Raw genomic sequence first — 24,317 nt, forward strand, 5'->3', positions numbered from 1 at the left:
GAAAAGTTAGAACGGATGCACAAATAAACGGTTTCGGTGTTTAGGCAGAAGGCCTGAATGGCGAAACCGTTTTATTTTTAAGGAGGGAGCGGCTTGGAGCAGTTTGATCAAGCAGGGCAAGAGGAAAGGGTATTGGATGACTTGAAGCAGGCGTTTGCCCATCACTTCTCCAGTCCAATCCGGCAGGCTATACCGATCAGAAGAGGTTGGTTGAATTACAAATGGAAAATTGACACGGATCTCGGAGACTTTGTCCTCAAGCAATACAATCAGGAGCGTTTCAAGTCCTATAAACCGGAGACTTTGCAACTGGCTTTATCGCAGCAACTGCGATTAAGCGAGCAGGGGTTTCCTTGCCCTAAGCTCCTTACGTCGAATGGAGAGCTGATGCTGGAGTCGGCGAACGGCGAGAGATTCGTTGTGATGGATTATTGTCAGGGGCAGCTTGTTCCGCCGGGACATACCAACATCCACCAAATCTATGATTTAGGCCGGATTACAGGGCAAATGCATCGGATGCTTAATGATGGAACGTTAGGTCGGAAGAGCTCCACCTTGTTTTGCCCACCGGCACGTGAGGAACGCTTAAGGCATTGGTTGGATCTTCAGGAACAAGCTCGGCAAAGCGGGGACGATCAATGGCTCGACCTCATCGAAAGGCAGCGGATGGCAACGGAGAACGTCGAGCTGGAATGTATTGAATCGATGGAACCCGGCTGGGCACATCGGGATCTTTGGATGGATAACTTGCTGTTTGACAAGAATGCCGTAGCCGCAGTTCTGGATTTCGATCGGCTTAATTATGATTTTCCCCGACTGGATATTGCCCGTGCTGTCATGTCTTGCGCATTTCGCGATTCGTTGGATTTGTCTTTGGCTGCGGCATTTATGGAGGGATATCGACAAGAACAGCCAACCGCCACCGAAGATCGAATATTAACGCATTCCCTGCAATGGTTGTGGTACATGGAAAGCGTCTGGTGGATCCATGATCATATGGAGCTTCATAGCCCGCCTCCGGTAAGATTCGCCAAGGAGATGAACTGGCTGGCTGAACATCTCAATGACTTGCCGGCAATGCTTGAGAATTTGTAGCATTTCGGGGTAGAACTACTAGCTTCAATTTTTAAATATCTTCACACTTTTTTTCGATATTTGATATACGATGTGATATACTCTTATTTGTGGTTATGATATACGGATTGATATATCTATGGATATAACTATAAATAAGGGGGACATCACGTGAAACTGCGTATTGGACCAATAGCTGCAAGCATCGTCATTTCCGCCGTCGTGTTGTTTGGTGGATGGTTCCTATATCGGCAGTGGGCGATTGAGCGTCCGCTGGAGAATATTGTAAAAAGTGTAGAGGGTGTAAATCAAGTCGAGATGGAGGTCAAGCCCGACGAATTGGCGCTGAAGTTGAGTTTGCAGCCAGGAACGGATCTGGGAGCCTTAGTCCGGCAGATCGAACAGGAAGGGAAAGAGCATATCGGAAACCGTATGTTAAAGCTGGATGTAGAGGATCATTCGTCCCCTGCGCTCGACCAGTTGTGGGAGAATGCGATGTTTACCATCGCCCAAGCGATGGAGAACAAACAATACACGCAAATCACCGCCGCTCTGGAGCAAATGGAGCAAGAAAACAGCAAGCTGAAGGCTAGGGCGGAAATGGATGACAAGAACGTTTATATCACGTTAACGGACGGACAATACAGCAAATTTGTGATTTTGCCGCGTACGCCGGAACGACTGGGGGCATGGCCGAATGCGTAAATGGATGATTGAAGCGGCTATCGGGTTTATTCCGGTCCTGATCGTATTCTTGGCGGTAACCGGCGTCAATGTTGTCCCGCTTGTGATTGCGATGGTGCTGTTTGGCGCCTTGTTTGCCGCTATTAAAATGCGCGGCGGCGGCATCACGATTGGAGCCGCTCAGGATCGGAAACGCAAGAAGCGTGGGCCGGCGAAGCTGACCTTCGAGCAGATCGGCGGACAAGAGAGCGCGAAGCAGGAGCTTCAGGAAGCGCTGGATTTTATGGTGCGTCAAGAGGAGATCAGCAAGTTTGGTATCCGGCCAATCAAAGGTATTTTGTTGACAGGCCCTCCGGGGACGGGGAAGACGCTGCTCGCCAAAGCGGCGGCGCATTACACGAACGCCGTGTTCGTCGCGGCTTCGGGCAGCGAATTTGTTGAAATGTATGTGGGCGTAGGGGCAAGCCGGATTCGCGATTTGTTTCAAGAAGCCAGAACCCGTGCTGCCAAAGAGAATAAGGAAAATGCCGTCATCTTCATCGACGAGATCGAAGTGATCGGCGGGAAAAGAGAAGGCGGACAACAGCGCGAATACGATCAAACGTTAAACCAGCTGCTCACGGAGATGGACGGGATTTACTCCTCCGACACGCCGCGGATCCTGCTGATCGCCGCGACCAACCGCAAGGAGATGCTGGACAGCGCTTTGCTGCGCCCCGGCCGGTTTGACCGCCATATCCAGGTGGATCTGCCGGACAAGAAAGGACGCCGTCATATCCTCGAGCTGCATGCGAGCAATAAACCGCTGCAGGAAAGCGTCAATTTGGACAAGATCGCGGAGGAATCATACGGCTTCTCCGGCGCGCAGTTGGAGAGTGTGATGAATGAAGCGGCGATTTACGCGATGCGCGATGGGATGGATCAAATCACGCAAGGGCATTTATCCATGGCGATCGACAAAGTGCTGATGGGAGAGAAAACCGATCGTCAGGCTGCGGAAGAAGAGAAACGTCGCGTCGCTATACATGAGCTTGGCCATGCGATTGCTGCGGAGGTCGTTGCTCCGGGCAGCGTGAGCCAGGTGGCGCTCAGTCCACGCGGCAGGGCGCTGGGGTATGTCCGGCACAATCCGCAGGATGAGAAGTATCTGTACACGAAATCGTATTTGGAAGGCCAGATCATGATCGCCTTGGCCGGGGCAGCCGCGGAAGAAATCTATTACGGCGGACGCAGTACCGGCTCGAGTAACGATTTTGAACAGGCGCTGAAAATTGTGCACACGATGATGACGTCCGGCTTGACCTCGCTTGGCATTGTCAATATGGACATGGTCACCACAGAAGTGTTGATGAACGAAAACACACGGATTTTGGAGGATCTTTCCGCGAAAACAAAGGAAATGCTGCAACAGCATTCCGCCGTTTTCGACACCTCCCTTGAGATCTTATTAAAAGAAGAGCGCCTTTCCGGCGAGCAATTCCGTTGTCAATTTCGTGACAGCGTCCATTTACCGGCATAATTCATGATGCCGGTTATTTTTTTTTACTTTTTCTTCGTGCTAAGATATTATTATATGTTGGGTGTCAGAAGATGTATGATTCGACATCTGGGAAACCATATTATGTACAGACGATGAAAGGATGGAGCGAGAGGACCATGAACTACAAAAGAATTGGTGTCATCGGCGGCGGCACGATGGGTCAGGGCATCAGCGAAATGCTGGCGGCTAAAGGGCTTGACGTGCTGCTCGTGGAGGAGACGGCCGATAGATTGGATCATGCCTACAGCATGATTGAGACGAGTCTGGATAAACAGCTCGAGAAATGGGCGATCACGAAAGCGGAGAAGAAATTGATCTTATCCCGTATTCATAAAGTAACTCATTTTGCCGAACTCGGAACCTGCGATATGGTGATCGAGACCATTTCGGAAGATTTGAATGCCAAGAAAGAGGTATTCCTGCAGCTGGATCAGGTTTGTCCCAGCAATATTATTTTGGCCAGCAATACTTCGACGCTGAGTTTGACCGAGATTGCCGGAGGCACGAAATATCCGGAACGCGTGATTGGCATGCACTTCATTTATCCCGTCGCCAAAATTAATCTGGTGGAAATTATCCGCGGGCTCAAAACTTCGGATACAACGTTCGAAGAGACGAAACGGTTTGTGGAAGAGGTTGTGGAGAAACGCGGCATCATGGTTTACGAATCCCCGGGCTTTGTTACTTCCCGGATTATTTGCGTTATGATCAATGAAGCGCTGCATGTGCTTGGCGAAGGCGTTGCATCCGCGGAAGAGATCGATGAAGCGATGCGCATGGGCTACCAGTTCCAATACGGACCGCTTGAGATGGCTGACCGCTTTGGTCTGGATTCCGTGCTGGCTGCGTTGGAACGCATGTTCCGCGAATTTGGCGAACTGAAATACCGTCCTTCCTTCGTGCTTAAGAAAATGGTTCGCGCCGGCAGTTTAGGTGTTAAAACGGGCGAAGGCTTCTTTAAATACGATAAGGACGGTGACCGACTGTGAAAATTCTAGTCATTAACGCAGGGAGCTCCTCGCTCAAATATCAGCTCTACAACATGGAAGATGAATCCGTTATGGCCAAAGGGCTTGTTGAACGGATTGGCATGGATTCCTCCATTTTGACCCATAAGCCAACAGGCAAAGAGGAAGTCACCGAAGTCAGCGACATTCTGGAACACACGACAGCGATGCGCAAAGTGCTGGATAAGCTCATGGACAAAGAGCATGGGGTTCTTCGCTCCATCAATGAGATCGATGCGGTAGGCCATCGCGTCGTCCATGGCGGCGAGGCCTTCAAGAATTCGGCGCTGATTACCGCGGAGGTTAAAGCGGAAATTCGCCGTCTCTACGACCTGGCGCCTCTCCACAACCCGCCAAGCATGATGGGGATTACAGCGGCTGAAGCCAATCTGCCGAATGTGCCGCATACGGTCGTCTTCGATACGGCGTTCCACCAAACGATGCCGGAGAAGGCTTATCTGTACGCGATTCCGCAAGTGCTTTACAAGAAGCATAAGGTTCGCCGTTACGGGTTCCATGGAACTTCGCATGATTATGTAAGCAAGACGGCCGCCAAATTTCTGAATCGTCCGCTGGAAGAGCTCAAGATCATTACTTGCCATATTGGCAATGGCGCCAGCTTGACAGCTGTTCAGGGAGGCGTATCGGTCGATACTTCCATGGGGATGACACCGCTGGAAGGTTTGATTATGGGAACGCGAAGCGGTGATCTGGATCCGGCAATCGTTCCGTTTGTCATGAACAAAGAAGAACTGACCATCAATGAAGTGAACCTGATGCTGAACAAGCACAGCGGATTGCTGGCTATTTCCGGGACCAGCAGCGATATGCGCGACATTACGGACGGCTGGGAAGCCGGCAAGCCGAATGAAACGCTGGCGTTCGAAATGTACGAATACCGTCTGCGGAAATATATCGGCGCTTATGCGGCAGCCATGAACGGCGTGGATGTGATCGTCTTCACAGCCGGTGTGGGCGAGAACTCCTCCATCGTACGGGAGAACGTATGTAAGAACCTGACTTACCTGGGCATTGAACTGGACAAGGAATTGAATAAAGTGCGCTCCGGGGATCCGCGGCGGATTTCGACGGCCAATTCGAAGGTGGAGGTTCTGGTTGTTCCAACCAACGAGGAATTGGTGATTGCCCGCGATACGTTGCGTATCGTGCAGGAAATGAAGTAAGACACGGCGAAATAAAACCTTAAGGTTACTACTATCGTTATCGTTAGAGGAGAGATAAAGGCATGGCGGTCAAAACTGTGATTCGTCAAGTGAATGAGCATGTCGGGGAAACGGTCGTCATCGGCAGCTGGCTTAATAACAAACGCTCGAGCGGCAAGATTCAATTTCTGCAGCTTCGGGACGGGACTGGCTACATCCAAGCCGTCGTTGTCAAGAGCGAAGTATCCGAGGAGACCTGGAACAACGCCAAGAGCTTGACCCAGGAATCTTCGATGTACGTGACGGGCGTGATCCGCGAGGAACCGCGCAGCCAATCCGGCTATGAAATGACGGTAACCGACATTGAGGTCCTTCATTTGACTGAGAACTATCCGATTACGCCAAAAGAACACGGGGTCGACTTCCTGATGGATCATCGTCACCTGTGGCTGCGTTCCTCGAAGCAGCGGGCGATCATGGTGATCCGCGCTGAGATTATTCGCGCCGTACAGGAGTTTTTCGATCAAAACGGGTTTACGTTGGTCGATCCGCCGATTTTGACGCCAACTTCTGCGGAAGGGACCACCAACCTGTTCCATACGAAATATTTCGAAGAAGATGCCTATCTGACACAAAGCGGCCAGCTGTATATGGAAGCTGCGGCGATGGCCCTGGGCAAAGTTTATTCCTTCGGGCCGACGTTCCGTGCCGAGAAATCCAAGACGCGCCGCCACTTGATCGAGTTCTGGATGATCGAGCCGGAGATGGCCTTCACCGATCATGAGGAAAGCTTGAAGGTGCAGGAGAACTTTATCACGCATGTCGTGCAATCCGTCCTGAAGAATTGCCGCACCGAGCTGGAAGCGGTGGGTCGCGACGTGTCCAAGCTGGAGGGCATTCAAGCGCCGTTCCCGCGGATCACCTACGACGAAGCGATCGAATATCTGCATACGCAAGGATTTGATATTCCGTGGGGCGAAGATTTCGGGGCTCCGCACGAAACGGCGATTGCGGAGCGTTACGAGAAGCCGGTATTTATCACGCATTATCCGGCGGGAATCAAGGCGTTCTACATGAAGCCGGATCCGAACCGCCCGGAGGTCGTATTGTGCGCTGACATGATCGCTCCGGAAGGCTACGGGGAGATCATCGGCGGCTCTCAGCGGATCGATGACCCGGCGTTGATGGAAGAGCGCTTCAAAGAGCATAACCTGTCGCCGGAAACGTACCAATGGTACCTCGATCTGCGCAAATACGGTTCGGTGCCGCATTCCGGCTTTGGTCTTGGCTTGGAGCGGACAGTCGCCTGGATCTGCGGCCTGGATCACGTGCGTGAGACGATTCCGTTCCCGCGGATGCTGTACCGGCTCTATCCTTAATCGGCGTTGAAAGGTGAACTTGATTTATGGCTATGAATGAAGGCAACAACGCGTGGGCGAAGGGGATCGCTTTCGGGATGGAGGCGGGGACGGTGAACGTGCCTTACCCGCTGCTTGCTCATTACCGGAAGCTCCGCTTAAGCGATACGGAAGCGATGCTTCTGATCCAGCTGCTTGCTTTCAAACAAGCCGAGCGTAACGATTTTCCGTCGATTGGGCAGTTGGAATCGCGGATGGAGATGGCGCCTGGAACGCTGGCTCCGGTCATTCGCGGCTTGTTGAAAGAAGGCTGGATCAGTATCGACGAGGCGGTGGATGAGGCGACCGGCATCCGTTCGGAGCATTACAACCTAAGCGGCATGTACGACCGGCTGGGCCAAGGGTTAGCTGCTGAGCCAGCTGATGCTGCCGGCCGCAAATCTGTTGCAGCCGCGATCGAACCGCGGGAGGAGCAGGAGCGAAATCTGTTCGTGATTTTCGAGAAGGAATTCGCCCGCCCGCTATCTCCGATGGAATGCGAGACGATTTCCGGTTGGGTAGACCAGGACCGCTATCCGGAAGAACTGATTCGGCTGGCGCTGAAGGAAGCGGTATTCGCCGGGAAAGTTCACTTCCGGTACATCGACCGGATCTTGTTGGAATGGAGCCGCAACCGCGTGCGTACGGCAGAGGACGTCAAGGCCTATGCGCAGCGATTCCGCGGCGGGATGCGGTCATAAGGATCATAGGGAAGAGAGGGCCTTATTCTGCAGAAGAAGAGGGCTCTCTTTTTTAATACATACAGTCATGGGAGAAGTGCCGTTGTGAAGAACAAGAACCACGTGTTTTGGGGATTTTTCGTTTTGATGATTGCGCTCGGTGCCAGCGATAGTCTGCGCGGCGTCTTTTCCGTCGTGTTCGCCGATTATTTCCGGCTGACGGCCGACCAGGTGGCTCAAATCGTCACGGTCAGTTATGCGGGGAATCTTTTCTTTTTACTGGTCGGGGGCAGGCTGATGGATCGCTTCGAACGGAAGAAAGCGATGTTGGCGATCCTGATCGTCTGGATGCTGACATTGCTGCTGTTCGTGCTGTCGGATAACTTTTACGCCATTTTGATCGGAATGTTCTTGGCAATGGGCGCTTCCACCTTGCTGAGTACGACGATCAACATCGTGACCCCGCTGCTTTTTGTAACAACGCCGGGGCTGGCGGTCAATTTTTTGTTTTTCGTGCAAGGGATCGGCACGACCGGGAGCCAAAGCTTGGCCGGCAACTTCGCTGAGAGTTTTGCCGACTGGAAGTTGACCAACGTTATTCTGCTCGTGTTGGGCATTGTCGCGTTTCTGATTATATTGCTAAACCGGATTCCCGATAATCGGAGCGAAGGGGAAATGGGGGCGGGCTCCGGCCGGAAGTACCGGTTTAAAGACGTTCTAGCCAGCCGCTCGTTCATCCCGCTGGTGCTCTTGTTTGGATTTTACTTTATCGCGGAGCATGGCATCATGAACTGGTTGGTCGCTTACGGGACGCTTCACCTGGATTTGTCCAAAGGAGTGGCGGCGAACTATTTGGCCGTCTTTTTCGGGGGCATAACGGTAGGCAGGCTGGTGTTCTCCCCGCTAATCGATCGATTCGGCCTGTTCCGGAGCATCACGGTGTTTGCGCTTGCGGCATGCGCCCTTTACGTCGCAGGGATTTTGTGGGGGGCGTCGGGGCTTTGGCTGTTGAGCGCGAGCGGATTGTTTTTCTCCATCCTATATCCGACGATCGTGATGATGCTGCAGAAGTTTTACCCCGCGGCCATGATATCCACGGCGACGGGGGCGATCATAAGCGTTGCTTCCTTGTTCGACATCGGGTTTAATTTCTTTTTCGGAAAAATCATCGACCGGGTCGGTTACGAGCACGGATTTCTGATTCTGCCCGTCAGCATGATCTTGTTCGTCGTGATCTACCTGGTTGGGGTCCGGGGGAAAGTCAACCTTGGATCGCAGCGATGACGAAGATCACCCATCCTGCGAGAAAGCAAACGCCGCCTAGCGGGGTGATGGCGCCCAGCTTGCGGATGCCGGTCAAGCTCAGGGCATACAGACTGCCGGAGAACAAGAGAATCCCGGCAACCAGGAACCAGCCGGCGAGCAGGATTTGCGTCTCGTTCTCGAACTGCGCAGCGGCAAGTCCAAGCAGAATTAACCCCAGTCCATGGGCGATATGGTACTGAACCCCGGTTTGGTACGTTTTCTGACGATCTTCGGTCAAGCGGTTCTTCAGGGCGTGCGCGCCGAAGGCGCCGAGGGCGACAGCGAGGAACATCAGGATTCCGCCCAAAGTAAGCAGTAAGGTCATTTGGCATTAACACCTCCACCCAAATCTTACCGATTCCCCACAAGCTCGTCAATCAGGTGCAAAAACAAGCAGCGCGTTCGTAGCGAACGCGCTGCTTGTTTTATGGAGGGAGCCCCCTTATTTAGCCGGAAGCTCGATTTGGCCGTATCCGATCGTGGTAAACCAATCCTTGACCGTATCGAAGTCTTTGGAGAAGGACAAGCACAACAGCAAGAGAATTCGGGCATGAGCCGCATTCAGGTTATCGCCTGCGATAATCCCGTCGCCGCTGGAGTAGTTGCTGCCCGAACCGGTCCGGGTCGTCGTGACGAACACAACGCCTTTCTCGATGGCCGCTTTCCGCTCTTCAGTCATCGCTTTGGAGATGCCGCCTGCCCCGGTGCCGGCGGTAACGATGCCTTTCGCCCCGTTTGCGACAAGTCCGCTGATCGCCCCTGCGCCTGCATCCTGATAGGAGTAGGCGATCTCCACTTTAGCCAAGTCCTCTTTGGTGATTTGGTTCAAATCAAATGGGGTAGCCCAGGCTGCAGCTGATTTCAAGGCGCGGAACGGCGCGCGGTAGACGCGGATCGTCTTCTCGTCGATATAACCCAGCGCGCCGATCTCCGGAGTCACAAACGTATCGGTGCGATAAGAGTTCGTCTTGGTCACTTCGCGTGCGGCATGGAATTCATCGTTCAGCATGAGCACCGTGCCGAAAGATTTCGTTTTCCCGCTCGCCGCCAGCTTAATGGCGTTATAGAGGTTGGCCGGAGCATCGGTGCCGATGACCGTCCAAGGCCGCATCGAACCCGTGATGACGACCGGCTTCGGACTACGTACGGTCAGATCGAGGAAATAGGCGATTTCCTCCATGGTATCCGTCCCCGTTGTGACGACGACCCCGTCCTGGGTTTTGAGCGCTTCATCTACTTTTAAGGAAAGATCGTATAATTGCTCTATCGTATAAGCGCTGGAACCGGAGTTGCCGAATTGATAAGTGGAGACCTCGGCGATTTGATCCTTGTTGGGGAGGGACGCCACGAGATCGGCAATCGGCAGCGAACCGGCCCGATAGGTTTGGAAGCTCGTTTCATCCGTAGATTGCCCGGCAAGCGTACCGCCGGTGGCGATGACCTGCACCTTCGGCAGTTTCTTAACGGCATCGGTTGTATTCACGGTACCTGTAACGGTTTCAGCCGCGGAAGCCGGAGAGAGAACTAGATTAGGGAGCAGCGCGGTGACGGCGAGGCCGGTGATCAGTAAAGCCTTCAAACTTCGGGATGTCCATTTCTTCATTCCATCAACCTCCAAGATGTTTTTAGTTAACATTATGTAATGAAACCTAACAATGAACTTGTTAACTTGAATGAATTATAGTTTGATGTCAGGTATATTAACAATCACGATGAAGATCGAATAAAACGCTTAAACCCGGATTTATCTTAGTGAATCGTTGTCAATATCGCTTATAAATGCAGTTTTAAAATCTTGAAATACTCAAATTCAATGTAATGTTTGATGACAACTTGTGAATTTACCGCAAATTGTAGAACTTTTGCTGCTTCAAACGTTTTACCCAGTAGTGCAGGGGCAGGACGGACAACCTGCGTCTATTCATTGGGAGGAGGGGAGAGTTATTGATGAATCGTCGTTTATTCTAAGATTTCAGCAGGGGGACCGCAGCGTCTTTGCTTGGCTTGTCCAGGAATATGGGACCTATGTGTATCGGGTAGCCCATTCGGTGTTGCACGACGCCAAGGAAGCCGAGGACGCCGCGCAGGAAACCTTTCTGCAAATCTACAAATCTCTCCCGGAGTACCGCTCCCGAGGGTTGAAAACCTGGATTACCCGGATTGCCGTAAATAAGTCGATAGATATCAAGCGGAAGCGAGACCGGCGTAAGGAAGAGCAATGGGATCCGGTCGATCTGGACCTTCAGGTAACCGGCTCTGAACCGGACCACCTGCATCACTTCCTCGATACCGAACGGAGTGCGGAGGTACGCCGTCGAATAGACGGACTTCCGGCAGGACACCGGCAGATCGTTACGAAGTTTTACCTGGAAGGCAAGAGCCACGAGCAAATTGCAGCAGAGCTCCACGTGGCGGTGAAGACGGTTGAATCGAGACTGTACCGGGCGAGAGCCTATATTCGAGAGCATTGGTCAAGGGAGGAATGGGGATGAGCGATCAACCGCATGACGAATTGAAGCTATGGCGGAGTTATATCCGCGGCGGCCTGGATCCAACCGCAGAGGCGCATTTGGAAGCGCTGCTGCAGGGGGATGAAGCTGCATTTGCCGCTTATGCTGCCGCATTGTCCTCCTTGGAAAGCGAGCTTCCGTTACCGGAGGAGGAGAACGCCTATATCCAATCGATCCTGATGAAGGTAACGCCATCGAAATCCCACAAGGCGCGGAATGCCAGCCGCAGAAGCTGGAGCCGGCACCCGATGCTGCATTATGCCATTGCCGCAACTTTGACGGCGCTGCTGTTGGGCAGCGGATTTTTTGATCTTCTTGCGGCGGAGACCAATCAATTGATGAATCACTCGAATGCCCCGTCGCTCAGCGAGCGGATGATGGAGGCGACGACCGGCTGGTTCGACGGCTGGAGGCGATAACGGGGGATTTTTCATCAACAAGTTACAAGAAAAGGAGAATGAACATGCCGTTTGAACGCAATCGACTGTTAGCTTTATTATTAAACTTCATCCCTGGCGTGGGGCATCTGTATTGGGGCAAGAAAGGGAGGGGCGTCACCTACCCGATTCTGTTCTTCGGCGGGCTGTTGTTTGGCTTTGTTGTCGCGATGGCTGCCAATAGCGGGGAGCTGGCGCTTGCGACGCTGATCGCAGGGATCTTTCTGTGGCTGATCTCGATGGTGGATCTGCTGATCTTGGTGCTTCGCGAAACGCCGGAAGAACGGGCTTACCGGGAGCATGTCCGGCAGACGACCGGCGAAGGGAGAGAGTCGGAGAAGTTCTTTACGATTCTATTGTCGTTCGTACCGGGTTTGGGCCATTTTCAACTGGGTCTGATGCAGCGCGGGCTGTCGTTTTTGATCGCCTTTTTCGGTTTGATCTCGATGATGTTTTTTGTGACAGGCATTACCCATGAGTCCGTATTTTTGCTGTTCCTCGGATTACTGCCGATCATCTGGCTGTACAGTATGTTCGACGCGGTGCAGCTCGTGCACCGGAAGCAGGCCGGGGAGCCACTGGTTGACCGGACTCCGTTTGACGATTGGGAGGCCGGCAGAATCGAAGGCCGCCGCAGCAAAGTGCTCGCGACGCTACTCTCCGCATTTCCGGGGGCGGGGCAAATGTATCTGGGCCTCCAAAAACGCGGTCTGCAGATGATGGTCTTGTTCCTGGGCAGCTTTTATGTGATCGACGTTCTGCGGCTTTCGGTCTTTCTGTTCGTCATCCCGATTATTTGGTTCTATTGTTTCTTTGATGGCTTGCAGCAAACGAGCCGATACGGAATCCTGCCGATGGAGGATCAACCGCTGCTGGAAACTCGGGGCGAATACCAGCATTGGCTTGGGATCGTGCTCATCCTGTTGGGGATCTACTTTGTCGGGATGGAATTCATCGTTCCGCTAGTGGATGCGAACTTCCCTGAGCTGCATCTGTACCTCCGGATCGAAAGATACCTCCGTCCGACCATAGTGGCCGTGCTGTTGATTGGCGGAGGGATCAAGCTGCTCGCCCGGCCGAAGCGGCGGGATCCGTTATGGAGCGACGGGGACATTTAACAAGATTAGGGAGAGGTTGCAGCTTCCGGCTGCGCCTCTCTATTTTCTTTCCGGGTTCTGAATTGTTACAATGCTAGGAGTGGGATGGTAGAAAAGGAGACCTACAGATGTTCAAAATCTTTATTGTCGAAGACGACAGGACGCTTGTCGAGCTGCTGGAACAACACTTGCACCGGTTTGGTTACGATACATGGGCGGTGTCCGACTTCGGCGAGGTCAAAGCCGAGTTTGAACGTTACGCCCCGCACCTTGTTCTGCTGGACGTGAATCTGCCGAAATATGACGGATACTATTGGTGCCGCCAAATCCGCAACTTATCGACCTGTCCAATCGTATTCTTGTCAGCGCGTGAAGGGAAAATGGACCAGGTGATGGCGTTGGAGAACGGGGCGGATGATTATATCACCAAGCCGTTTGATTACGATATTGTGATCGCGAAAATCAAAAGCCAGCTGCGCCGCGCCTATGGAACTTACGCCGGCAATGGGGATGATCGCGCGGTGACGGTCTCCGGACTACGCCTCGACCGGGATCGGCTGTCGCTCAGCTTGCGGGATGAACGGATCGAACTGAGCTTGACCGAGGTGAAAATTCTGGACGAATTGATGGGGAAAATCGAGCAGGTGGTCAGCCGGGACCGGCTGCTGGAGAAAATTTGGGACGATCAAGCCTTCGTGGACGACAATACGCTGAATGTCTATGTGACCCGGGTGCGCAAGAAGTTGTCTGCGCTCGGAATCGACGATGCACTGCAAACCGTCCGCGGGCAGGGCTACCGCCTCGTGCCGCTTTGGGGGGAGTAGGCGCATGCGATTGTTCTGGCGGGATCAACGCCCGTTCATCGTGGTATATTTGCTGCAGCTGGCTCTGATCACGATCGTGTATTGGCTTGACGGTTATCGCCATACCGCGATCAGCCTGTATGCCGCCTTGCTCAGCACGTGTCTTCTGGCGGCTTTCCTGATCGTACGCTATTGGACAAACCGGTCGCTTTATCGCCGGTTGGAGGAAGTCCCGGACTCACTGCGCGCTTTTGCCGACGTTCAACCGGGCTCACCGCTGGCCGACTCCTTGCAGCGGCTGCTAAAGGCGCAGTATCGACTTTACCTGCAGGAAATCGGCGAGCAGCAGAGCAAGCTCGAAGGGCATCGTCATTTCATGAATCAATGGGTTCATCAAATGAAGACGCCGCTGTCTGTCATCCATCTAATCGTGCAGCATGAGGATGATCCCCGTTTGGCAGCCATCGGCGATGAGTTGGACCGGCTGCGCAAGGGGCTGGAGATGGTGCTCTACGCAGCGCGCTTGGATACGTTTGAGCATGACTTTGTAGTTGAGACACTGGACTTGGGGGCCTTGGCGCGGTCGGTTGCTTCGGCTCAGAAGCGGTTGTTCATCCGGCGCAAAGTCTATCCGGTGATGGACATCCCGGAAAACCTGCTGATCGCTTCGGATGAGAAATGGCTGTCCTTCGTACTGACGCAGTTGATCACTAACGCGGTGAAGTACACCGTGAAGGAAGGGGCCCATCTCCGCTTTCGCGGCTTCGCGCGGGGGAGGGAAACGGTGCTGGAAATGGAGGACGAAGGCGTAGGCATTCCGGCCAGCGATCTGCCGCGCGTGTTCGATGCTTATTTTACCGGGGAGAATGGCCGCATTTTTCAGGAATCCACCGGGATGGGGTTATACTTGGCGAAGGAGATCTGCGTGAAGCTGGGGCACCGGATGGAGCTGGAATCACAGAAAGGAACGGGAACGACGGTGCGGATCATCTTTCAGCCGAATGCCGAAGCTTACAACGAAGTAAGGGAACTGTAAGGTTGAGCGATGGAGCGCAAGCTGACGGGTTTACTATAATCAGGGTAGTTCAGTTGCTAGGCCGGGACCCGATGGATGGAAATGAAGGAGAGCTTGATCAGCATGGCGGTATTGGAAGTTGCGGCATTAACGAAAATTTATGAGGGCAAAATCGCCACCAAGGCTTTGGACGGGGTCAGCTTTCGAATGGACGAAGGGGAATTCGTCGGAATTATGGGGCCGTCGGGCAGCGGTAAAACGACGCTGCTTAACGTTATCGCGACCATCGACGAGCCGACTTCGGGCAGGGTGACCCTGGGCGGTCAGGACCCGCACCGCATGACCCGGGAACAGACCGCATGGTTTCGGCGGCGGAAATTGGGCTTTATCTTTCAGCATTTCAACCTGCTGGATACGCTGACGGCAGAGGAAAACATCGTACTGCCGTTAACGCTCGACGGTGTTCCTGTCCCGGACATGAAAGCCCGGGCGCTGGAAATGGCGCAGCGGCTCGGGATCGAGGACATCTTGCCCAAGTATGCCTATGAGCTGTCGGGCGGACAAATGCAGCGGATCGCGATCGCTCGCGCGATGATTCACGGCCCTTCGCTCATCTTGGCCGACGAGCCGACGGGCAATCTGGATTCCAAAGCGTCTCGGGACGTGATGGAGGCGTTCGCCGCCATGAACGAGACCCACCGGGCGACGATCATGATGGTGACGCATGATGCGCTCGCCGCGAGCTTCTGCCACCGGGTGATTTTTATCAAGGACGGCAAACTGTACAACGAAATCTACCGCGGGGATAACCGGCAGGCCTTCTTTCAGAAAATCATCGACATGCTGTCGCTGCTGGGAGGGGACAGCCATGACCTTTCGTCAATTCGCTTATAACAATGTCCTGCGGAATAAACGGACGTATGCCGCCTATTTTCTGAGCAGCTCGTTTTCGGTCATGATTTTTTTTGTCTGTGTGCTGTTCCTGTTCCACCCCGATCTGCAGGAAGAGGTGATGTATCGTTCGGCTGTGCGAGTGTTGTGGGCAACTGAAGCGATCATGTACGTGTTTGTCTTCTTCTTCGTGATTTATTCGGTGGGCTCCTTTTTGCGCTCGCGCAAACGGGAGTTCGGGATCCTGCTGCTGCACGGAATGACGGAGAAACAGCTGCGCAAGCTGGTATTCCTGGAAAATATGCTGATTGGCGCGGGCTCCTTGGTCTGTGGCATGGGGGGCGGGCTTCTGCTTGCCAAGTTGTTTCTGATGGCCGGTTCCAACCTGCTTGGTGTGCCCCAGTTGGCATTCCATGTGACTTGGCCGGGTTTGCTACTGACGGTCGGCGCTTTCTCGTTGCTGTTTCTGTTGATTTCACTCTGCACGACGCTGCTGCTGGGTTCACATCGGTTGATTGATTTGTTCCAGGCGGAGGTGAAACCAACCCGGCCGCCGCAGGCTTCCTGGCCTCTATCGCTGCTTGCAGCGGTCCTGCTGGGAACCAGTTACGTGCTGGCGGCAACGGCTGCCGCCTCGAATGTGATGCTCCGCATGCTGCCGGTTACGGCGATGACGATTGCGGGCACCTATTTCTTCTACACGCAGTTGAGTGTGTTCCTGATTCAACGGGCCAAACGGCAACTCACTTCCTATTGGAAAAAAACAAATTTGGTCACCCTGTCAAGCCTGGCTTACCGAATGAAGGAAAATGCGCGGATGTTCTTCCTCGTCACGATCATCTCGACCGTTACGTTTTGCGCCGTGGGCGCCTTTGCTTCGGTTAATCGTCTGGCGGATCAATTCGATCTGGACTACCCGGTGGAGATTGCTTATGTGGCCAAGGGGGGCAGCGAAGCCGCGGGCGAGCACCTCCGCATGATTCGAGCGGAGCTGGAATCGCGCGGGATCGCTTACCGGACGGTAAGCTTGCCCATCCTCCTCGCGGAAGTCGCATCCTCCCACCCTTCGACGGTGCAGGAATACCTGCCACTGATCTCCTTCGCCGATTATACACGGCTTCTGAACGCGGCGGGAATCAAGGTTACAGAGGTTCCGCCGCTGGACGGCGAAGCGCGGCTGCTGCTTGGCTCGGAGCAGGAGAAGCCGCTGCTCGCGCAGCGGAAGCCCGTAACCTATACGTTTGCAGGCGCGCCCGAACAGTCTGTTCGTGAGATCGGCGTGACGAAGCATGTGGCGATCCCCGAGCATCTCACTTTAACCGCCGGAAATGATCGAGAGGGCTCGTTTTCCGGCCTGGTGGTCAGCGATTCGTTGCTGAACCGACTGAAGATGTCTATGGCGGGGGAGGGCGACCGGATTTACGCGGACGAGTTGACCGGATTTTACGTCGATGATCCGATGCTCACCCGGGGGTTGGCCACGGAGCTGACCGATAACGGGAGTATGCGCTACGAGATGGATCCGCCTTATGCCATGACCGTGAGCGGCACTTTATATGAGGTGCAGCGGACAACGTACCGGGCGCTGCTGTTCTTCGCCTTGCTGGTGGGCACCGTCTTCTTTATCGCGGCAGGGAGCTTCCTTTATTTCCGGCTGTACAGCGATTTGGCGTATGATCGCCGGCAGTACGGGGCATTGGCCAAGTTGGGACTAACGGAGAAGGAATTGGCCAAGATCGTTACCCGTCAGGTCGGCCTGCTGTTTTTCGTGCCGATCGCCCTAGCAACCCTGCATAGCTTGTTCGCTTTCAAAGCGATGCAAAGCTTGTTTAATTTCTCCGTTGCCTGGCAGACGGTGGTCATTTTGACCAGTTTCCTGCTGGTGCAAGTGGCTTATTTCTTCTTCATTCGGGCCCGATATTTGCGCAATGTGAAAAAAGCGATTCGCTAAATAACTGGAGGTACAACGTGGAGAACAACTGGATTACGGACTTTATGGAGCAGTTCGGCTATTTTGGCGTCTTTCTGCTCATCGCCCTGGAAAACGTGTTTCCTCCGATCCCGTCGGAAGTGATCTTGACGTTCGGCGGATTTATGACTACTTATACAAGCTTGACGCCCATTGGGGTCATCGTCTACTCGACGCTGGGCTCGGTATTCGGCGCCGTGATCCTATATGGGATCGGCTATTTAGTTAACGTCGACCGGCTGGAAGGATGGGTTGAACGTTACGGCCGGTTCCTTCGTCTGAAAAAAGAAGACATTCGCCGCGCAGACGCCTGGTTCGACCGGTACGGCTATTGGACGGTGCTTTTCTGTCGGATGGTTCCGCTGATTCGCAGTCTCATCTCCATCCCGGCGGGAATGTCCAAGATGAAATTCGGCTTGTTCCTGCTGTTTACGACCATCGGGACGCTCATTTGGAACGTGGCGCTTGTCCTGCTTGGTGCTGCGGTAGGGGGATCCTGGGAAGAGATCGTCGCATTCATGGATGTGTATTCCCACATCGCTTATGCCGTGATCGCGTTAGGGGTGTTATTCGCAGGCGTACTTTGGCTGCGCCGAAGAAAAAGCGGAGCACGCAGCAATATCAAGACCGAAGAATAAAAGGCTGTCGATGGTAGGGCGTCTTTTTAAGAACAACTCATAAAGGAGCAAGTGCGATGAATTTGCTGGAACTCATAAAAGCGATGATCCTTGGCCTGGTAGAGGGGTTAACGGAGTTTGCGCCGGTGTCCTCCACAGGACATATGATCATTGTTGACGATATGTGGCTGAAAACCGGGGAACTACTTGGTTCGAAATATGTGGCGAATACGTTTAAAGTGGTGGTACAACTCGGCTCGATCCTGGCTGTCCTCGTCGTATTCCGCGATCGATTTATCGAGCTGCTGGGACTGTCGCGCTGGATGCCGGGGAAGGCGAAGGGGACTCTGGCGGGAGGACAAGCCGGGCCCCGGTTGAAGCTGATGCAGGTGATCGTCGGGTTGATTCCTGCGGGGATTCTCGGCGTGTTGTTCGAGGATTTTATCGACGAGCACCTGTTCTCCACCTCAACCGTATTGATCGGTTTGGTAGTGGGAGCGCTGCTCATGATCGCCGCGGACCGCTTTGCACCGAGGCGTGCAAGCGTGGAGACGGTCGATCAAATTTCGTACAAGCAGGCGTTTAGTATCGGCTTGTTTCAATGCTTGTCGATCTGGCCGGGCTTCTCGCGCTCCGGTTCGACGATATCCGGCGGCGTGCTGCTGGGCCTTAGTCACCGCGCCGCGGCCGACTTCACCTTTATCATGGCGGTGCCGATCATGGCCGGGGCCAGCTTGATTTCCCTGGTGAAGAATCTGGAGTATTTCACGATCGATGCGCTGCCGTTCTTTGTAGTGGGCTTTATCAGCGCCTTTGTGTTTGCGCTGTTGTCGATCCGTTTTTTCCTGAAGTTGATCGACCGCATCAAGCTGGTGCCGTTTGCGGTGTATCGCATTTTGCTGGCGATCGTGATTTGGGTGGTTTATTTCTAAGCAAGGAGAAGGAGGTGCTGCGTATCGGCAGCATCTCCTTTTTTTGGGTGTGTGGATTGGACTTGCACACTTACCCGCTTACCCGCAGGCGCAGTTCAGCACCGGCTTCCGGGCGGCGCCGGTTTCGTCCAGGCGCGTAACCGGGGTGGTATGCGGGGCGCTCCGCAGCAGATTCGGGTTCGTCTCGGCTTCCTTGGCGATGGCGATCATGACGTCGATAAAGCCGTCCAACGTTTCCTTGCTTTCGGTTTCCGTCGGCTCGATCATCATGCACTCTTCCACGTTCAGCGGGAAGTAGATGGTTGGCGGGTGATAGCCGAAGTCCAGCAGCCGCTTGGCGATGTCCAGCGTACGGATGCCGTATTTCGCCAGCCCGCTGCCGGACATGACGAATTCGTGTTTGCACGGTTGATCCGGGTACGGCAGGTCGTAATAAGGGGCCAAGCGTTTCATCATATAGTTGGCATTCAGCACCGCGTTCTCCGATACCTGGCGCAGTCCCTCCGGGCCGAGGCTGCGGATATAGGCATAAGCGCGGACGAGGATCCCGAAGTTGCCGTAAAAAGCTTTCACCCGGCCGATCGAGCTGATCGATCCGCGATGGGCGGCTTCAGCCGGATCAACGGCAGCACCTTCGGATTGCGCGCTGCGGATGGCGTACCGACCGGATTCGTCTTGGACGATGCTCGGTTCGGGCAGGAACGGAACCAGTCGCTGCTTGACGCCAACCGGACCGGCGCCGGGGCCTCCGCCGCCGTGCGGGGTGCTCATCGTCTTGTGCAGGTTGAGATGCACGACGTCAAAGCCCATGTCGCCGGGGCGAGTGATCCCCATAATCGCGTTGGAATTCGCGCCATCATAGTACAGCAGGCCGCCGGCTTCGTGCACGATGTCGGCGATTTCCCGAATCTGTTCCTCGAACAAGCCCAGCGTGTTCGGGTTGGTGAGCATTAACGCGGCGGTATCTCCGCCGACGGCTGCGCGCAGCGCGTCCAGGTCCACCATGCCGCGCGCGGTGGACGGGATGGTCACCGTCTCGAAGCCGGCGACCGAGGCGCTGGCCGGGTTCGTGCCGTGCGAGGAGTCCGGCACGATCACCTTGGTGCGCTTCTCGCCGCGGCTGTCGTGGTAGGCGCGGATCATCATCAGGCCGGTCCATTCGCCATGGGCTCCGGCTGCCGGCTGCAGCGTCACCTCATCCATGCCGGTCAGTCCGGCTAAATCCCGCTGCAGCCGGTACATCAGCTCCAGGGCCCCTTGCACGCTTTCCTCCGGCTGATAGGGATGGATTTTCGCCAAACCGGCGTAGCGGGCCACGTCCTCATTCACTTTCGGATTGTATTTCATGGTGCAGGAGCCCAGCGGGTAAAATCCGTTGTCCACCCCGAAGTTCCGGCGGGATAACGCGGTATAATGGCGAATCACGTCCACTTCATACACTTCGGGGAACGCCAAGCCTTCGCTCCGCAGCATGCCCTGCGGCACCAGTTCCTCCTTGGGGATAGCCGGGACGTCGCACTCCGGCAGGGAATAGCCGATCCGGCCGGGCCGGCTGCGTTCAAAAATCAATAATTCCTCGGACGGGGTCATCTCTTTTATTTCGAACATATCGATTCCTCCAGTACGCGGGCGAATTGGTCGATTTCCGCTTTGCTGCGTTTTTCCGTTACGGCGATCAGCAGGTGGCCGTTCAACTCGGGATAACTGCGGCCAAGATCGTACCCGCCGATAAAACCGGCGGCGAGAAGATCCCGCTGCAGTTGGAGCGGATCGGTTCCCTCCGGCAGCCGCAGCACGAACTCGTTAAAGAACGGGGACTCAAACGCGGCGCTTACACCGGGAATCGCGGTCAGCGTCTTCCGGGCATAATGGCTCTTCTGCAAGTTCAGCTCTGCGACCTCGGCCATCCCTTGCTTGCCCATCACGGATAAGTACACGGAGGCGGCCAAGGCGAGCAGCGCCTGATTGGAGCAAATGTTCGAGGTCGCTTTCTCGCGGCGGATATGCTGCTCGCGCGCCTGGAGCGTCAGGACGAACCCGCGCTTGCCGTTCCGGTCGGTCGTCTGTCCGACAATCCGGCCGGGCATCCGGCGCATATGCGCTTCCGATACGGCGAAGTAGCCGCAGGTTGGCCCGCCGAAGGAAGGGGATAGCCCCAGCGGCTGGGCGTCGCCGACGACGATATCGGCGCCGAGCTTGCCCGGCGCTTCCAGCAGGCCAAGCGCCAGCGGATTGCTGCTGACGACCAGCAAGCTGCCGTGCGTATGAGCCAATTCGCCGATGGCGCGGAGATCCTCGAGGGAACCGAAGAAGTTCGGGTTCTGGATCAACACGGCGGCGGTGTCCTTCGAGATAGCTGCGGCGAGCGCTTCGCGATCGGTGACGCCTTGCTTCCAGCCGACCTCGACGATCTCAAGATTCAAGCCGTGGGCGTAGGTTGCGAGTACCTCCCGGGCTTCCGGGTGGACGGCGCGGGAGACGAGCAGCTGCTTACGCTTGGTGGCGGCAGCGGCCAAATTGCCGGCTTCGGCCAAGGCGGTGGCGCCGTCGTACATGCTGGCATTGGCGACCTTAAGGCCGGTTAGCTCGCAGATGTACGATTGGAATTCGAATATCGCCTGCAGCTCGCCTTGGCTGATCTCCGGCTGATACGGCGTGTAGGCTGTATAAAATTCCGAACGGGAAATGACATGCTGAATGACGGAAGGGATATGATGGTCGTAAAGTCCGGCACCGAGGAAGCTGGCGAAGCGATCCGTGTCGGCGTTGCGTCCGGCCAGCGCGGCCAAGTGCCGAGTCAACGCGTATTCGTCCAAACGCGGGGATACCGGGAGCTCGCCTTGAAAGCGGATGTCCTCCGGGATGTCGCTGAACAGCTCCTCAACGGAGCTTGCGCCGAGGGTCGCCAGCATCTCCGCTTGATCTTGTTCGGTTAACGGCAGGTAACGGTGTTTTAGCATACGATTTCTGAATCTCCTTTCACCGCTTGGCGGATGGATTTCGACGATAGAACGGCAGCGGGACGACCTTGGCCTTCAGCCGCTTGCCGCGGATGTCGACCTCCAGGATCGTGCCCGGTTCGGTATAGGCAGTGGCCAGGAGCGCCATCCCGAGGTTTTTTTTCAAACTCGGCGAGTGGGTCCCGGTTGTAACTTCCCCGATCGGTTCTTCCGCGCCATTGGCGAACACCGGATAATGCGTGCGCGGGATGCCGCGATCGATCATCTCAAGGCCAACCAGGCGGCGCGGGATGCCGACGTCCCGCTGTTTGATCAGCGCCGCCCGCCCGATGAAATCGCCTTGCTCCAGCTTCACGAACCGGTTCAGACCGGCTTCGAGCGGGGTGATGTTCGGCCCGAGCTCCTGCCCGTAGAGCGGCAGGCAGGCTTCGAAGCGCAGCGTATCCCTGGCGCCAAGCCCGGCGGGGAGGAGCCCGCAGGCGGCTCCGGCTTCCATCAGCGCATCCCAGAGCGCTTCCGCATGCTCCGCCGCGACGTACAGCTCGAATCCGTCTTCGCCGGTGTATCCGGTACGCGAGAGCAGCGCCGGAAGGCCGGCGATTCGCGCTTCCGCGATGAACGTGAACGGGCGCAAGGCCCCAGGTTCCGGCCCTTCACAAAGCGGAGAGAGGAGGGAGGCGGCAAGCGGCCCTTGTACGGCGAGCAAGGCGGTCTCGTCGGAAATATCCCGCATCGCTGCGCCTTCGGCAGGGAGGTGCTGCCGCAGCCATTTCCCATCTTTTTCGATATTCGAAGCATTCACCACCAGCATGTATTTTCCTTGCTCCAGCTTATAAATCAGCAGATCGTCCATCACGCCGCCATCGGGATCGCACAGCAAAGTATATTGGACTTTGCCCGGTTCAAGCAGCGTTACATCATTGGTCGTCATGCGCTGCAAATAGGGTTCCGCTTCCGGTCCTTCAACGATAAATTCCCCCATATGCGAGACGTCGAACAACCCGGCGCGCTCGCGCACGGCCTCGTGTTCTCTCTGGATGCCGCTGAACTGCACCGGCAGCTCCCAACCGCCGAAATCGATGCAACGGACCCCTTCATAATATGCGTACCTGGAGTAGAGCGGCGTACGCCGCAATGCGGATTCGGACATGAACATCACCTCGAAAGGCCTCATCGGCTTATTTTTGAGCAAATAATAAAGGACAGGCCAAAGAAATCCCGTCAGTTGACCTAACGGATCTTCCTGGCTCTGTCCCTTGTACCTGAGAGTTACCCTGTCGAAACGCTAACCTTCGCGCAGGTTTCCCCTTGGGTGATTCGCGTGAGAGATGTCGGAACCATTCATCAAAGTTCAATCCTCTCAGCGAATGCTCTCCAGAGTTGCGTCCGGCAGAAGTCCTTTTGCCTGAGAGATTCACCGCTTCACGGCTTGCTCCTTCGGCGTTACAATACAGCGTATTGTAATCTCTCCCCCTGCCTTCAACCGCAGCTTACATCTCTCATTAATACTCAAAAACAGCCTGTATGTCAATAAAGTTGTCATAATAATTTTAAACGATTTCGAATTTTGGAAAAGACTACGCTTACATTATTCTAGTTGCTATTGAATATGTTAGTAATGTTGACACGAAAGCTAGATTGGAATAATCTGAACGAGAACGGAATCAGGATTGAGGATCGGCAATATGTGGGATGTGAGTACTTTAGATCATCCATTGTGAGGAGGAGCTAATCTTGGCCAGTGAGATCAGGGAAAATGTATGGTACAGTGATGAGCATGAGTGGGTGCTTGATTTGGGGGATGGAACGGTGAAAATCGGCATCTCCGACCTGGCTCAGCATCGCCTCGGCGATATCGTGTTCGTGGAGCTGCCCGATCCCGGGCAGGAAATCGAAGCTCAAGACGGCATCGGAACCATCGAATCCGTTAAGACGGTCGCGGATTTGTTCACGCCGGTTAGCGGCACCGTTCTGGCGGTGAACGGAGAGCTGGACACCGCGCCGGAGCTGGTGAATGAGGAGCCTTACGACGGAGGCTGGATGGTGCATATTCGGTTGAAGGAAGATCCGAATCTTGCGTTGGCGAATTTGATGGACGCGAAAGCGTATGCGGAATTTCTCGAAAGATAATTTAGTCTTCCAGCAAGTAAAAAACTCGCGGCCAGCGATAAACGAAGGGAAGCCGATCCTCGATTCTTGATCGGCCTAGCCCGCTTATCGCCTGCCGCGAGTTGGG

General features: G+C 54.8%; 23 protein-coding genes and 2 riboswitches. Of the genes, 18 read left to right on the plus strand and 5 right to left on the minus strand.

What is annotated here, in order from left to right:
- The first annotated feature begins 93 nt into the window (after positions 1-93).
- The 8 genes from BN3795_RS14325 (at position 94) to BN3795_RS14360 (ending at position 8,829) form a co-directional block, all read left to right on the plus strand.
- Complete coding sequence (locus tag BN3795_RS14325) at positions 94-1,095, plus strand: phosphotransferase (RefSeq protein ID WP_068785295.1); 1,002 nt, start codon at positions 94-96, stop codon at positions 1,093-1,095.
- A gap of 150 nt (positions 1,096-1,245) precedes the next feature.
- Positions 1,246-1,779, plus strand: a complete 534-nt coding sequence (locus BN3795_RS14330) for a hypothetical protein (RefSeq protein WP_068785296.1) — start codon at positions 1,246-1,248, stop codon at positions 1,777-1,779.
- Positions 1,772-3,277 (plus strand): AAA family ATPase, encoded by a 1,506-nt coding sequence (locus BN3795_RS14335; RefSeq protein ID WP_068785297.1) that lies wholly within the window; start codon positions 1,772-1,774, stop codon positions 3,275-3,277. Before BN3795_RS14330 ends, BN3795_RS14335 begins: the two co-directional genes overlap by 8 nt.
- 137 nt (positions 3,278-3,414) lie before the next feature.
- Positions 3,415-4,287: a 3-hydroxyacyl-CoA dehydrogenase family protein gene (locus tag BN3795_RS14340; protein ID WP_068785298.1), complete on the plus strand. Its 873-nt coding sequence runs from the start codon at positions 3,415-3,417 to the stop codon at positions 4,285-4,287.
- Complete coding sequence (locus BN3795_RS14345; protein ID WP_068785299.1) at positions 4,284-5,489, plus strand: acetate/propionate family kinase; 1,206 nt, start codon at positions 4,284-4,286, stop codon at positions 5,487-5,489. Before BN3795_RS14340 ends, BN3795_RS14345 begins: the two co-directional genes overlap by 4 nt.
- Positions 5,490-5,551: 62 nt before the next feature.
- Positions 5,552-6,847 (plus strand): asparagine--tRNA ligase, encoded by a 1,296-nt coding sequence (gene asnS / locus BN3795_RS14350; protein ID WP_068785300.1) that lies wholly within the window; start codon positions 5,552-5,554, stop codon positions 6,845-6,847.
- 26 nt (positions 6,848-6,873) lie between these two features.
- Positions 6,874-7,566 carry a DnaD domain-containing protein gene (locus tag BN3795_RS14355; RefSeq protein ID WP_068785301.1) on the plus strand — a complete coding sequence of 231 codons (693 nt, stop codon included), beginning with the start codon at positions 6,874-6,876 and terminating at the stop codon, positions 7,564-7,566.
- An 84-nt stretch (positions 7,567-7,650) separates the two neighbouring features.
- Positions 7,651-8,829, plus strand: a complete 1,179-nt coding sequence (locus tag BN3795_RS14360) for an MFS transporter (RefSeq protein ID WP_068785302.1) — start codon at positions 7,651-7,653, stop codon at positions 8,827-8,829.
- Here BN3795_RS14360 and BN3795_RS14365 read toward each other — a convergent pair.
- Positions 8,807-9,175 (minus strand): DUF423 domain-containing protein, encoded by a 369-nt coding sequence (locus BN3795_RS14365; protein WP_068785303.1) that lies wholly within the window; start codon positions 9,173-9,175, stop codon positions 8,807-8,809. The genes BN3795_RS14360 and BN3795_RS14365 overlap by 23 nt on opposite strands.
- A 117-nt stretch (positions 9,176-9,292) precedes the next feature.
- On the minus strand, positions 9,293-10,453 hold the full coding sequence (locus BN3795_RS14370; RefSeq protein WP_068785304.1) for an asparaginase: 1,161 nt from the start codon (positions 10,451-10,453) through the stop codon (positions 9,293-9,295).
- 232 nt (positions 10,454-10,685) lie between these two features.
- Between BN3795_RS14370 and BN3795_RS14375 the strand changes: the two genes are divergently transcribed.
- From BN3795_RS14375 to BN3795_RS14415, 9 genes are all read left to right on the plus strand, one after another.
- Positions 10,686-11,342: an RNA polymerase sigma factor gene (locus BN3795_RS14375; protein WP_232729927.1), complete on the plus strand. Its 657-nt coding sequence runs from the start codon at positions 10,686-10,688 to the stop codon at positions 11,340-11,342.
- Positions 11,339-11,779 (plus strand): hypothetical protein, encoded by a 441-nt coding sequence (locus BN3795_RS14380; protein ID WP_068785305.1) that lies wholly within the window; start codon positions 11,339-11,341, stop codon positions 11,777-11,779. Before BN3795_RS14375 ends, BN3795_RS14380 begins: the two co-directional genes overlap by 4 nt.
- A 44-nt stretch (positions 11,780-11,823) precedes the next feature.
- Positions 11,824-12,915, plus strand: a complete 1,092-nt coding sequence (locus BN3795_RS14385; protein WP_068785306.1) for a hypothetical protein — start codon at positions 11,824-11,826, stop codon at positions 12,913-12,915.
- A 107-nt stretch (positions 12,916-13,022) separates the two neighbouring features.
- A complete protein-coding gene (locus tag BN3795_RS14390; protein ID WP_068785307.1) occupies positions 13,023-13,718 on the plus strand; it encodes a response regulator transcription factor in 696 nt (231 codons plus the stop codon).
- 4 nt (positions 13,719-13,722) lie between these two features.
- Entirely contained in the window at positions 13,723-14,733 is a 1,011-nt protein-coding gene (locus tag BN3795_RS14395) for a sensor histidine kinase (RefSeq protein ID WP_068785308.1), read from the plus strand.
- Positions 14,734-14,835: 102 nt separating this feature from the next.
- A complete protein-coding gene (locus tag BN3795_RS14400) occupies positions 14,836-15,606 on the plus strand; it encodes an ABC transporter ATP-binding protein (RefSeq protein ID WP_068785309.1) in 771 nt (256 codons plus the stop codon).
- Complete coding sequence (locus BN3795_RS14405; protein WP_068785310.1) at positions 15,581-17,554, plus strand: ABC transporter permease; 1,974 nt, start codon at positions 15,581-15,583, stop codon at positions 17,552-17,554. The genes BN3795_RS14400 and BN3795_RS14405 overlap by 26 nt, the downstream gene beginning before the upstream one ends.
- 44 nt (positions 17,555-17,598) lie before the next feature.
- Positions 17,599-18,210, plus strand: a complete 612-nt coding sequence (locus tag BN3795_RS14410) for a DedA family protein (RefSeq protein WP_068785414.1) — start codon at positions 17,599-17,601, stop codon at positions 18,208-18,210.
- A gap of 56 nt (positions 18,211-18,266) precedes the next feature.
- On the plus strand, positions 18,267-19,121 hold the full coding sequence (locus tag BN3795_RS14415; protein WP_068785311.1) for an undecaprenyl-diphosphate phosphatase: 855 nt from the start codon (positions 18,267-18,269) through the stop codon (positions 19,119-19,121).
- 78 nt (positions 19,122-19,199) lie between these two features.
- Here the strand turns inward: BN3795_RS14415 and gcvPB are convergent, their stop codons facing one another.
- From gcvPB to gcvT, 3 genes are read right to left on the minus strand one after another with little or no spacing between them, the layout of a single operon-like run.
- Positions 19,200-20,729, minus strand: coding sequence for an aminomethyl-transferring glycine dehydrogenase subunit GcvPB (gene gcvPB / locus BN3795_RS14420; protein WP_408635031.1), 1,530 nt, complete (start codon positions 20,727-20,729; stop codon positions 19,200-19,202).
- Entirely contained in the window at positions 20,717-22,081 is a 1,365-nt protein-coding gene (gcvPA, locus tag BN3795_RS14425) for an aminomethyl-transferring glycine dehydrogenase subunit GcvPA (protein ID WP_068785312.1), read from the minus strand. Before gcvPA ends, gcvPB begins: the two co-directional genes overlap by 13 nt.
- A 19-nt stretch (positions 22,082-22,100) precedes the next feature.
- Positions 22,101-23,231: a glycine cleavage system aminomethyltransferase GcvT gene (gene gcvT, locus BN3795_RS14430; RefSeq protein ID WP_068785416.1), complete on the minus strand. Its 1,131-nt coding sequence runs from the start codon at positions 23,229-23,231 to the stop codon at positions 22,101-22,103.
- A 97-nt stretch (positions 23,232-23,328) separates the two neighbouring features.
- A riboswitch (glycine riboswitch) is annotated at positions 23,329-23,461 on the minus strand.
- A 3-nt stretch (positions 23,462-23,464) separates the two neighbouring features.
- Positions 23,465-23,564, minus strand: a riboswitch (glycine riboswitch).
- 251 nt (positions 23,565-23,815) lie between these two features.
- Here gcvT and gcvH point away from each other — a divergent pair.
- Entirely contained in the window at positions 23,816-24,211 is a 396-nt protein-coding gene (gene gcvH / locus BN3795_RS14435; RefSeq protein ID WP_068785313.1) for a glycine cleavage system protein GcvH, read from the plus strand.
- Positions 24,212-24,317: the final 106 nt, after the last annotated feature.

It is taken from the genome of Paenibacillus phocaeensis (assembly GCF_900021165.1).
Classification (GTDB): domain Bacteria; phylum Bacillota; class Bacilli; order Paenibacillales; family Paenibacillaceae; genus Fontibacillus; species Fontibacillus phocaensis.

Bases quoted from the DNA above. Each gene is read 5' to 3' on its own strand.
- BN3795_RS14335 (WP_068785297.1), top strand. From the start codon at position 1,772: ATGCGTAAATGGATGATTGAAGCGGCTATCGGGTTTATTCCGGTCCTG.
- BN3795_RS14340 (WP_068785298.1), top strand. From the start codon at position 3,415: ATGAACTACAAAAGAATTGGTGTCATCGGCGGCGGCACGATGGGTCAG.
- asnS (WP_068785300.1), top strand. From the start codon at position 5,552: ATGGCGGTCAAAACTGTGATTCGTCAAGTGAATGAGCATGTCGGGGAA.
- BN3795_RS14355 (WP_068785301.1), top strand. From the start codon at position 6,874: ATGGCTATGAATGAAGGCAACAACGCGTGGGCGAAGGGGATCGCTTTC.
- BN3795_RS14365 (WP_068785303.1), bottom strand. From the start codon at position 9,175: ATGACCTTACTGCTTACTTTGGGCGGAATCCTGATGTTCCTCGCTGTC.
- BN3795_RS14370 (WP_068785304.1), bottom strand. From the start codon at position 10,453: ATGAAGAAATGGACATCCCGAAGTTTGAAGGCTTTACTGATCACCGGC.
- BN3795_RS14380 (WP_068785305.1), top strand. From the start codon at position 11,339: ATGAGCGATCAACCGCATGACGAATTGAAGCTATGGCGGAGTTATATC.
- BN3795_RS14385 (WP_068785306.1), top strand. From the start codon at position 11,824: ATGCCGTTTGAACGCAATCGACTGTTAGCTTTATTATTAAACTTCATC.
- BN3795_RS14390 (WP_068785307.1), top strand. From the start codon at position 13,023: ATGTTCAAAATCTTTATTGTCGAAGACGACAGGACGCTTGTCGAGCTG.
- BN3795_RS14395 (WP_068785308.1), top strand. From the start codon at position 13,723: ATGCGATTGTTCTGGCGGGATCAACGCCCGTTCATCGTGGTATATTTG.
- BN3795_RS14400 (WP_068785309.1), top strand. From the start codon at position 14,836: ATGGCGGTATTGGAAGTTGCGGCATTAACGAAAATTTATGAGGGCAAA.
- BN3795_RS14405 (WP_068785310.1), top strand. From the start codon at position 15,581: ATGACCTTTCGTCAATTCGCTTATAACAATGTCCTGCGGAATAAACGG.
- BN3795_RS14410 (WP_068785414.1), top strand. From the start codon at position 17,599: ATGGAGCAGTTCGGCTATTTTGGCGTCTTTCTGCTCATCGCCCTGGAA.
- BN3795_RS14415 (WP_068785311.1), top strand. From the start codon at position 18,267: ATGAATTTGCTGGAACTCATAAAAGCGATGATCCTTGGCCTGGTAGAG.
- gcvPB (WP_408635031.1), bottom strand. From the start codon at position 20,729: ATGTTCGAAATAAAAGAGATGACCCCGTCCGAGGAATTATTGATTTTT.
- gcvPA (WP_068785312.1), bottom strand. From the start codon at position 22,081: ATGCTAAAACACCGTTACCTGCCGTTAACCGAACAAGATCAAGCGGAG.
- gcvT (WP_068785416.1), bottom strand. From the start codon at position 23,231: ATGTCCGAATCCGCATTGCGGCGTACGCCGCTCTACTCCAGGTACGCA.